The sequence below is a fragment of the Virgibacillus sp. W0430 genome, assembly GCF_051846935.1.
Taxonomy (GTDB): Bacteria; Bacillota; Bacilli; order Bacillales; family Amphibacillaceae; genus JBPYCR01.
In genome coordinates, this window is record NZ_JBPYCS010000062.1 from 1 (window position 1) to 505 (window position 505).

Consider the following 505-nt stretch of genomic DNA (forward strand, 5'->3'; position numbering starts at 1 on the left):
ATTCGGAAATTCCCGGATCAACGTCTACTTACGACTCCCCGAGACATATCGGTGTTAGTCCCGTCCTTCTTCGGCTCCTAGTACCAAGGCATCCACCGTGCGCCCTTATTCACTTAACTAACTTAAATAAGCGTTGACGCTTTACTTTTTGTTGATGTCATTGATTACTCATTCTTATTTAGTTTTCAAGGTACAAACGTTCACACGACGTATTGGCCTCTGTGTTCGTCACACGATGTGACGTTCTTAAACAGAAGATCCTTGTCGTGACGATAAACCATTTGAGAGATTTACTCCCTCAAAACTGAACCAAACAACTTCGTATGCCTTCACCCTGCAAAGTGCAGGGTGTTCCGATGCCATCACACTGTGATGGACTTATCCTTAGAAAGGAGGTGATCCAGCCGCACCTTCCGATACGGCTACCTTGTTACGACTTCACCCCAATCATTGGCCCCACCTTCGGCGGCTGGCTCCAAATGGTTACCTCACCGACTTCGGGTGT

The 505-nt window shown here is 47.1% G+C and carries 2 rRNA genes; both read right to left on the reverse strand.

The features are described 5' to 3' along the window. Positions 1 to 119 (reverse strand): 23S ribosomal RNA (locus ACLIBH_RS14375); the annotation flags it as partial. A gap of 269 nt (positions 120 to 388) precedes the next feature. After that, a 16S ribosomal RNA gene (locus ACLIBH_RS14380) occupies positions 389 to 505 on the reverse strand; the annotation flags it as partial.